The organism is Novosphingobium resinovorum, from assembly GCF_036352595.1.
Lineage (GTDB): Bacteria > Pseudomonadota > Alphaproteobacteria > Sphingomonadales > Sphingomonadaceae > Novosphingobium > Novosphingobium resinovorum_B.
Genome location: NZ_JAZFAX010000015.1, coordinates 122,752 through 132,618, shown reverse-complemented (window position 1 = coordinate 132,618; position 9,867 = coordinate 122,752). Strand labels below are relative to the sequence as shown.

General features: G+C 68.2%; 7 protein-coding genes. 1 reads left to right on the top strand and 6 read right to left on the bottom strand.

Translation table 11 applies throughout. The features are described 5' to 3' along the window. Positions 1-101 precede the first annotated feature (101 nt). The 4 genes from V2S85_RS15475 to V2S85_RS15460 all read right to left on the bottom strand — a co-directional run bounded on the left by V2S85_RS15475 (position 102) and on the right by V2S85_RS15460 (position 4,456). The gene (locus V2S85_RS15475; protein WP_330703738.1) at positions 102-464 is read right to left on the bottom strand and encodes a hypothetical protein; all 363 of its coding nucleotides are present in this window, start codon (positions 462-464) and stop codon (positions 102-104) included. Between the two features lie 232 nt (positions 465-696). Next, positions 697-2,013 (bottom strand): MFS transporter, encoded by a 1,317-nt coding sequence (locus V2S85_RS15470; protein ID WP_330703737.1) that lies wholly within the window; start codon positions 2,011-2,013, stop codon positions 697-699. Between the two features lie 40 nt (positions 2,014-2,053). Then, positions 2,054-2,815 (bottom strand): enoyl-CoA hydratase/isomerase family protein, encoded by a 762-nt coding sequence (locus V2S85_RS15465; RefSeq protein ID WP_330703736.1) that lies wholly within the window; start codon positions 2,813-2,815, stop codon positions 2,054-2,056. Positions 2,816-2,914: 99 nt separating this feature from the next. Then, positions 2,915-4,456 (bottom strand): SDR family oxidoreductase, encoded by a 1,542-nt coding sequence (locus tag V2S85_RS15460; RefSeq protein ID WP_330703735.1) that lies wholly within the window; start codon positions 4,454-4,456, stop codon positions 2,915-2,917. A gap of 178 nt (positions 4,457-4,634) precedes the next feature. Between V2S85_RS15460 and V2S85_RS15455 the strand changes: the two genes are divergently transcribed. Then, the gene (locus V2S85_RS15455) at positions 4,635-5,393 is read left to right on the top strand and encodes an SDR family oxidoreductase (RefSeq protein WP_330703734.1); all 759 of its coding nucleotides are present in this window, start codon (positions 4,635-4,637) and stop codon (positions 5,391-5,393) included. A 190-nt stretch (positions 5,394-5,583) separates the two neighbouring features. On the opposite strand, the gene V2S85_RS15450 is transcribed toward V2S85_RS15455, so the two are convergent. After that, a complete protein-coding gene (locus V2S85_RS15450) occupies positions 5,584-7,275 on the bottom strand; it encodes an acyl-CoA dehydrogenase (protein WP_330703733.1) in 1,692 nt (563 codons plus the stop codon). After that, positions 7,272-9,371, bottom strand: a complete 2,100-nt coding sequence (locus V2S85_RS15445; protein WP_330703732.1) for an acetate--CoA ligase family protein — start codon at positions 9,369-9,371, stop codon at positions 7,272-7,274. Before V2S85_RS15445 ends, V2S85_RS15450 begins: the two co-directional genes overlap by 4 nt. Between the last annotated feature and the right edge of the window lie 496 nt (positions 9,372-9,867).

The window sequence follows — 9,867 nt, the reverse complement described above, 5'->3', positions numbered from 1 at the left end:
CAATGCCTCAAGGTGATCGCTCAAACTGAACAGGGACTTGGGATCCATAGCTGGCCTCCGTGATCGCGCGCCCTCAATGAATCATTATAGCCGTCCAAACGCTACCGGTTTTTGCGGGTCTCCAGCTCGCGAGCCGGTGCATTCCACGACCAGTAATAAATCGCCAAGAATGGCAACAAGATCGCTCCCACCCCGATCCAGATCGCTACGTTTGCTTCGGAGCTATCGCTTTCAGGAGTAAGCCAAGCCAAAAGCAATATTAGGGAGATCGTCGCAGGGGCAATTGACCAAATCGTATAGCGGATGCGCCTGTTAAACGTCGCAATGAAATTGTCCCGTTCGGCCTCACTAATACGGAATTCCGCACCTTTCTGGCCCTTTCGGTAAGTGTAACCGTAGGCATCGCTGGCGAACTGATCGGCAAAGATTTGCCGAATGCGGTCGAAATTGGAATTGCCGAACATTCTGAAAGATTAACTGTTCTCTCAGGCTGCCGCAATCTCACAAAATGTCCACTAACCGCGCCCAAACCCGCCGTCACCCTGAACTTGTTTCAGGGTCCATCAGGCCCATAGCTCGGTCCATGACCAGCAAACTGACAGCGCGGTTTGCCACGCCACACTCCGGCATCGACCGCGCGATGGATCCTGAAACAAGTTCAGGATGACGAAGGACTACGCGATACGTCGCATGCCCTCACCCCCGCTCCGGCGCCCGCTTCAGCGCTGCATACATAAGCCCCGCGCCCAGCGGGCCGAACACCACCGCCATCGTCGTCAGCGCCAGGTTCAGGCCCTTGGCGCCGTAGACGTGGTCGGTCATCAGCCCCACCAGCACCGAGCCGAAGGCGCCGCCCGTCAGGTTCACCAGCGCCATGTAGAGCCCGGTATAAAGCCCGCGCAGCGTCGGCGGCACCACCGCGACGATCAGCACGAAGATCGAGGCGACCGACATCGAACTCACGAACAGGTTCGCGTAGGACATGAACACCGCCAGCCCCACCGTCGGCACGATCGGGCCGAGGATGGTGGTCACGCTCAGCACCGCCATCGAGGTGAAGGTCAGCCAGTACGCCGCCTTGCCGCCGAACCGCTTGCGCAGCCACGCATGGTAGGGATGCACCGCAAGACACCCGGCGATCCCGGCCAGCAGGAACGCCGGGCCATAGCTCGTCGCCACCAGCGCGGGCGTCATCGCGTAGGAGCGCATCAGCATCGCCGGATACCAGTTGAGCAGCCCGTAATTGTTCATCGACCACGAGACGATGCCCAGCGCCAGCAGCGTTATCAGCGTGCGGTTCTCGCGCGCGAAGGCCAGCGCCTCGCCCTTCGCCGGAGCCGCGGCGGCGCGCTGGGCGGCGTTGTGATCGCGCACCGTGGTCTGCACCAGCAGCGCCACCAGCAGGCCCGGCACCGCGAGCAGCAGGAAGACCACGCGCCACGGCTCGGCGGTGTCGATCAGCGGCAGGTCGTAAGGGCCGCCCGCGCTGAACTTGCCCAGCAGGTGCGCGCCCAGCATCATCGCCATGCCGCCGCCGACGTAGAGCCCGGTGGTGAACAGCCCGATCGGCTTCTGCACCTTGTCCTGCGGGAAGCGGCTGGAGATGATGCCGATCGCCGCCGGGTTCAGCCCCGCCTCGCCCACGCCGACGAACATGCGCGCCAGGAACAGCGTCACGAAGCCGGTGGCGAACCCGCTCGCCGCCGTGGCGATCGACCACACGAGGATGCAGGCGGCCAGGATCGTCACCCGCCGCCCCTTGTCGAGCATGCGGCCGATGAACACCCCGCCGAACACGTAGAGCACCGCGAAGGCCATGCCGGTCACCGCGCCGATCTCGGCGTCGTTAAGCGCCAGATCGCCCTTGATCGCCTCCACCAGGAAGCTGAGGATCACGCGGTCGATGTAGCCCAGCACCGAAACGGAGAAGAGAATGGCGACGACGTACCAGTCGTAACCGCCCACCTCGCGAGAGCAGGCAGGCGCGCTCGCCGGTTGCATCGTAGTTGCCATGTTCTTCTCCCGACCCGTTGTTCTAGCGCTATAGCCGCGATCAGCGGCCCTGGAAGACCGGCGCGCGCTTTTCCTTGAAGGCGGCGATGGCTTCCTTGGAATCCTCGGTCTTCGAGAGGGCGTTGGTGTTGTTCTGCTCGTAGCGGTAGCCGTCGCGCAGGGTCATGTTCTCGATCGTGCGCATCGAATCCTTGGCGAGCCGCGTCGCCATCGGGCTCTTGGAGGCGATGCTGCGCGCCATCTCCATGGCCCAGGGCATCAGTTCGTCGAACGGCAGGCAGGCTTCGATGATCCCGCGGCGATAGAGTTCCGCCGCCGGCGCGCGCCAGCCCGTCAGCATCATGCGGCGTGCCATCGAATGCGGCAGGATGCGCGCGGCGTGCTTGCCGCCGCCCATTAGGCCCACGTCCACCTCCGGCAGCCCGAACACGGCGGTCTCCGAGGCGACGATGATGTCGCAGCTCGCTGCCAGCCCCAGCCCGCCACCGAGCGCCGGGCCGTTGACCGCCGCAATCACCGGCTTGTTGCACTCGATGATGGCATAGCTGGATTCGCGCACCGCGCGGTTGCGCTTCCAGGTGGCGCCGGGGGCGGAGACGTCGGGCCGGTTCTTGAGGTCGGCACCGGCGGAGAAGCACTTGCCCGCGCCGGTCAGCACGGCCACGCGCACATCGTCGCGGTCGCTGATCTCGTCGAAGGCATCGGCGAGGCCGTGGATCATCTCCATCGACTGCGCATTGACGGGGGCATTGTCCATCGTGACCACGGCGACAAAGTCGGCCACTTCGAGTCTGATCGTCATTTCGGCATCCTCAGGTTTGGCGACCATCTAGCCGCAAGTGCGGCCCTCACGTCGCGCATCGGAGCCTCGCACGCGGGAGAATCCCATATGCGATGAGGGTCACTCCACATCCGCAGCATCGCCCGCGTCACTGAAGGCAGACCAGCCCCCGTCCACCGGCACCACTGTCCCCGTCATGTAGCCCGCACGCGGCGAGGCGAGGAAGGCAATGGCGTCGGCGATCTCCTCCGGCCGTCCGAGCCGCCCCAGCGGAATGCGCCGCCGCACGCCGCGCAGCGAGCGCTTGCCCTCGGCCTCCAGCGCCATGACGCCGGGAGTGGCGATATAGCCGGGCGCGACGGCATTCACCCGCACCCCATGCTGCGCCCATTCGCACGCGAGCTGGCGCGTCATCGCCTCCACCCCCGCCTTGGCCGCGCAATAGCTGTTGCGGCGGGGCAGTCCCCCGCGCGCCGCGATCGAGGATAGGTTGACGATGGCGCCGCCGCCCTGTCCCCGCATCACCCGCGCCGCCGCCGTTGCGAGCCGCAGCGGTGCGACGAGGTTGATCGCGAGGCCATGCTCGAAGGCGGCCAGCGTCTGTTCGGTAGTAGGCTGGAAATCGTCGGCGATGGCGGCGTTGTTGACCAGTACGTCGATCCGGCCATGCTGCGCAGCAATGCCTTCGATCACGGCGACCAGCGCGGCCTCGTCGGTGACGTCGAGCACATGCCCCTCGCGCCCCTCGGGCAACGCGCCGAGTTCGCGGTCGAGCACGATCACCCGCGCGCCGTCCGCTGCGAAGCGATCCGCCGTCGCCGCGCCAATGCCACGCGCGCCGCCGGAGATGAGCACCACCGGACGGTCATGCTGCGGCGCTGCGGGCGCCTCTGCCGTGGCCGCCGGTGTCGTGCCGCCATAGGCGCTGTAGCCTCCGTCCACGGCGATGCTGCCGCCAGTGACGTAAGCATTGTCGGCAGCCCATGCGATCGCCTCGGCGATGTCGGCCGGGCGCGCCATGCGGCCAAGCGGAATGCGCGCCGCAACGGTGGCGGAATCGACCTGCCCTTCGGCCACCAGCGCCTCGACGATCTCGGTCGCGACGTAGCCCGGCAGCACCGCGTTGACGCGTACTCCGTGCTGCGCCCACTCACAGGCGAGCGCGCGAGTGAAGCCGAGGATCGCCGCCTTCGACATCGCGTAAGGCGTGCGCCCCGCGATCGCCTGCAACGCGATGCCCGAAGAGAGATTCACGATCGCGCCACCGCCTCGCGCGATCATGCCGCGCCCCGCCTCTCGCGCCAGAAGATAGCTGCCGGTTAGGTTCACCCGCAAAAGCCGCTCCACCGTCGCGGCATCGAGGTCGAGCGCGGGGGTGCCTGCCGGATCGACGATCCCGGCGTTGTTCACCAGCACGTCGATCCCGCCATGCTGCGCAGCAATCTCCGCTACGGCCGCGACCACGGCAGCCTCGTCGGCGACGTCGAGCACCAGTGCCTGATGCGGCGCGCCGAGATCGGCCGCCGCGCGCCGGACCGCCCCGGCATCGCGGTCGGCGAGCACCACGGTATCGCCGCGCGCCGCGAACAGCCGCGCCGTGGCAAGACCGATCCCGGCCGCCGCGCCCGTCACCAGCACCACTCTTGCACCGTGCCGCTCCATCGTCTTCTCCCGTTCTCGTGTTCGCGTCAGCGAAGCACCGGGGCGGCGGCGCCTCAACCCGGCTCCGGCGCGGCGCCACGGCTATCACCTATGGGATAAGGCGGCGGCGCGGGCGGCGCCCGCTTGGGCGCGCGCGGCGGCGGGTCCAAGGCTGCGGTCATTCATTAGGGAGACCATCATGTCGCAACGACTGTCGGGGCGCGTCGCGCTCGTCACCGGGGCTTCGCGCGGGCTGGGCCGCGCCATTGCCGAACTCTTTGCTGCACAGGGCGCCGCCGTCGCCGTGCTCGATCTCAAGGAGCACTGGGCGCAGGCCGTCGTCGACGGCATCACCGAGAAGGGCGGCCGCGCCATCGCCATCGGCTGCGACGTGTCGGACCGCGACGCGGTGCAGGCGGCAGTGGCGCGTACGGTAGAGGAACTCGGCGGGCTGGACATTACCGTCAGCAGCGCGATGTGGAACAAGTACGAGCCGATCGCCCAGATCACCCCCGAGACCCTGGCGCGCATGTCGGGCGTGGGTTTCGACGGGATCGTGTGGATGACGCAGGCGGCGGCGCCCTACATGGCCCAGCGCGGCGGCGGGTCGATGATCAACATCGCCTCGGTCTCGGCGCTCAAGGGCATGGTCAATGCGCTGCTCTACTGCGGCATCAAGGCGGGCGTCGGCGGCTTGACCCGCGCGGCCTCGGTGGAACTGGGCGCGCAGGGCATCCGCGTAAACGCGATCTCGCCCGCGACGGTGGCGACCGAAGGCGTGCTCTCGATGCTGGATGAGGACGCACTGGCGCAGCGCAAGGCGCGTATTCCGCTGGGCCGTCTGGGCGAGACCGACGACATCGCGCAGACGGCGCTGTGGCTGGCCTCGGCGGACTCGGCATTCGTTTCGGGGCAGATGATTACCGTGGATGGCGGACTGGCGAACGCGATCCTTTAACAGCTCGCAATGACGAAACTCATCCCGTCACCCTGAACTTGGTTCAGGGTCCATTATGCAGTTGCGACCGATGGGTTGTGTCGCCAGCCGAGATCGCGGTTTACTATCCCACGCCCCGGCTTGGCGGCACGATGGACCCTGAAACAAGTTCAGGGTGACGAAGCTTCGGGAGGAGGGCCTCCCCTCCCGCTCACAGCCAGCCCGGATCGACCTCCAGCACCTCGCCGCCGGCCGTGCAGCATGCCAGCCACGCGCCCACGCGCGGCAGTTCGCAGGCGGTGAAGTAACGCAATGCCGCAGCCGTGCCTGCCGCGATCCGCACGCCCTTGCCGCGCGCAGCCAGCGCGAGGTCGAGCCAGATCCAGCCCACCACGGCATGCCCGAAGGCGAAGAGGAACGGCGTCGCCACCTCCAGCGCCTTCTCGGAACCGCGCAGCATTTCGAGTGCAACATCGACCTCAGCCCACGCCGCCCGCAGCGCTTCGGTCTCCGCAGCGAAGCCATCCGCCGCCGCCAGCGTCGCCGCGATCCGCGCCTTGAGTACCGCCAGCCCCTCGCCGCCGTTCAGCAGCTTGCGGGCCAGCAGGTCGATGGCCTGAATGTCGGTGGTGCCTTCGTGGATCGGGTTGAGACGATTGTCACGGTAGACTTGCTCGACGTCGAAATCGCGGGTGTAGCCGTAGCCGCCGTGGACCTGGATCGCCATGGCATTGGCCTCCAGCCCCATTTCGGACGAGAACGTCTTCACCACCGGCGTCAGCAGCGCCAGCAGCGCCGCGCTATCGGCATCGTCGGCGTCGACCAGCCGCGCGGCGTAGAGGCACAGCGCCAGCGCGCCTTCGCCCAGCGCCTTCTGCGCCAGCAGCATGCGCCGCACCGCCGCGTGTTCGATGATAGACACCGAAGCGCCATCGCTCCCGCGCCCCTGCAACCGCTCCTGCGCATAGGCCAGCGCGTGGCCATAGCCCCGGCACGCGAGCGCCGCCGCGCCGAGGCCGACCGAGATGCGCGCCTCGTTCATCATCATGAACATCTGGCGCAGGCCCTGCCCTTCCGCGCCGACCAGCCAGCCGGTGGCGCCACCGTTCTCGCCGAAAGCGAGCAGGCAGTTGGGGATCGCCCGGTAGCCCATCTTGTGATTGAGCCCCGCCACCGTGACGTCGTTGCGCACGCCATCGGGCAGCAGGCGCGGCACGATGAACAGCGAAAGGCCCGCCGTGCCCTCGGGCAACACGCCGTCCGCGCCTGCGACTTTCGCCAGCACGAGATGGACGATGTTACCGCCCACGTCATGCTCGCCGCCCGAGATCCACATCTTCGAGCCCGCCAGCCGGTAACGGCGGCCAAGATCGTCCTTGCCCTCGAACGTGGCACGGGTGCGCACGACGCCGAGGTCGGACCCGGCCTGCGGTTCGGACAGGCACATCGTCCCCAGCCACTCGCCCGCGATCTGCGGACGCGCGAAGGCGTCGACCTGAGCGGGGCTACCAAACTCGGCGATCAACCGCGCGTTGGCGACGGTCAGCATCGCGTAGGAGGACGTCGCGATATTAGCCGCCGCGAACCATGCGAAGCTGGCGCAGCTTACCACGAACGGCAGGCCGTGGCCGCCCAGCGCCTCGGAAAAGCCCGCGCCGAACAGGCCCAGCTCGGCATACTCGCCCAGCGCCGCGCGCACTTCGGGGTGGACGGTGACGCCCTGCGGCCCGACTTGCGGCTCCTGCGCGTCACCCGCCTTGAAGTGCGTGAGGAAGCGTTCGCGCGCCAGCGTCTCCGACAGGTCGAGCACGGCGTCCACCGTATCGCGCTCGGCAAGCGCCCCGACCTTGAGCCAGTCGTGCAGGCACAAGTCGAGGAATTCGCGGTCGAGCAGGCGCGTCATGGCTGCAGCAACACCAGCGCGTCCAGCGGCACCACGCCCTCACCCTCGGGCATGACCTTGAGAGGGTTGATGTCCACCCCGGCAAGGCGCCCGTCATTGGCCGCCGCGAAGCGCGACAGTGCGGCAAGGCTCTCGGCCAGCGCGGCGATGTCCGAGGGGGCTGCGCCGCGCACGCCCTGCAGCACTTTGCCTGCCGTGGTCTCGGCGATCATGCGGCGTGCTTCCTCGGCGTCGAAGGGCACGGCGCGGAAGGTCACGTCCTTCAGCACTTCCACCAGCACGCCGCCGAGGCCGAACATCACCACCGGGCCGAGCGTCGCATCGACGCTGACGCCCGCAATCACCTCGACACCGCCCGCGATCATCGGCGCGATCAGCACGCCCTCGATCATGGCACCGGGCATCGCGGTGCGGGCGCGTTCGAGCACCAGCGCGCTCGCCTCGCGCACGGCGGCGGCGTCCTTGAGGCCCACCACGACGCCGCCCACTTCGGTCTTGTGGGCGATATCGGGCGAGCAGATCTTGACCACCACCGGATAGCCGATCGCGTCGGCCGCCGCCGCCGCCTCATCGGGCGTGGCGGCAAGGCGCTCGTCGGGGAACGGCATCCCGGCCTCGGCCAGCACCTGCTTGGCGGCGCGCTCGCTGAGCGTGCCGCTGGCGGTCAGCGGGGCAGGCAAGGCGGGGAGCGCCGGGCGCTCGGCACGCGCAGCCGCAAAGCTCTCGGCAAAGCGCGCCACCGCGCCGAGCGCGCGGGTGAGCGCGACGCTGTCCTCGAACACCAGGAAGCCACGTTCCTCATAGGCGCGCACGACTTCGGGCGGCGCGCTCATGGTGACGGCGCGGATCAGGCCCTCGCCGCCCGGCCCTGCCGCCTCCAACGCCTCGGCCAGCCGTGCGGAATAGCTGGGCAGTGCGGGCGTGGTGCCCAGGATCGCGACGAAGATGTCATAGCCGCCCTGCTCCAGCACGACCTGGATATAGCGCGTCATCAGCGGCAGGTCGGTCATCGCCTGCGCGGTCGCGTCGATCGGGTTGACCGGCGAGGCGTAAGGCAGCAGCGCCTTCAGTTCCGCCTGCGCCCCGGCGGGCATCGGGGTGACGGCAAGCCCGGCCTCGTCGCCGTCGTCGGCCATCTGGATGCCGAGGCCGCCCGACATCGAGAAGATGCCCAGCTTGTTCCCGCCCGGCAGGCCCGCCCGGGCCACGGCGTAGGCGATGTCGAGTTGCTCCGCCGTGCTGCGCGCGCGGTGGACGCCGAACTGGCGGCAGATCGCGTCGAACACGCCGTCGGAGCCCGCCAGCGCGGCGGTATGGCTGCCCACCGCATGCGCGCCCACTTCAGAGCGGCCGACCTTGAGCAATACCACCGCGATGCCGCGCTTGCGCGCAAGGCCCAGCGCCTCGAAGAACACCGCGCGGTTCCGCACGCCCTCGGCATAGGCCATGACGACCTTCACGCCTTCGCGGTCGATCACCCAGCGCAGCGCCTCGGCCATATCGACATCGCACTCGTTGCCGGTAGTGATCCAGTGACGGATGCCGAGGCCGCGATTACGGGCCAGCTGCGCGATGTGCGAGCCGTAGGCGCCGCTCTGCGAGACGATCGCCACCGGGCCGGGCTCAAGGAACCCGTCGTCGAGCATCACCGAGAAAGTGCCGTAGTAGCCGATCGAACTGTCCGCCGCGCCAAGGCAGTTGGGGCCGAGCAGGCGCAGCCCTCCGGCGCGGGCGATGGCGACGATGCGCGCCTGTTCCTCGCGGCCTTCCTCGCCCATCTCGGCGAACCCGGCGGCGAAGATGATCGCGGCCTTCACGCCCTTGGCGACGCAGTCCTCCACTGCCGCGCGGGTGGCGGCGGCGGGCACGGCGAGAAGCGCGAGGTCGGGCACTTCGGGCAGCGCGGCGATCGAGGGCCAGGCCTGCTCGCCCTGTACCGTCTCGCGCTTCGGATTCACCGGATAGACGCGGCCCTGATAGCCGCTGGCGCGCAGATAGCGCAGCGGGCGTCCGCCGATACGCGCGGCATCGTCCGAGGCGCCGACCAGCGCGATCGAGCGCGGCGCGAACAGCGCGTCGAGGCCGCCGTTTGCCATTTGCGCTCCGGGCCGGATGTCTTCGCAGGTCGTCACGTCGGCTTTTCCTCTCACATTCGTTCGAGGCGAAGCTTTGTCACGGGGCATTGCGCGTCGGTAACGCCAAGGCGCCAACGGGGCCTGTTTCATATCCGTGATATGACGTCCGGACATGAATACGCTCACCTTAAACGGTTATCAGGCACCCTTTTTCGTCATTGCGAGCGCAGCGAAGCAATCCAGGCCGGTGAGCGTTGCCCTGGATTGCTTCGCTGCGCTCGCAATGACGAATGGAAGGGCCACCGCGCGGCCGCCATCCCATCCGTGATAAGCGCCGCCGCGCGCCGCCCCGGCCGGGATATCAGCCTTGTGATATTCCCCTCCGGACCCGCCCCGCAGATTGAACGAAACGCCCCGAGCGCGGACTTGAGTGTCCCGTCACGAAGCATGTTGCGCAGCATCTGCCGCTTGCGAACCGCGACGTGAGAGAACAAGGCGCATCGCGCCGGGGCCAGAT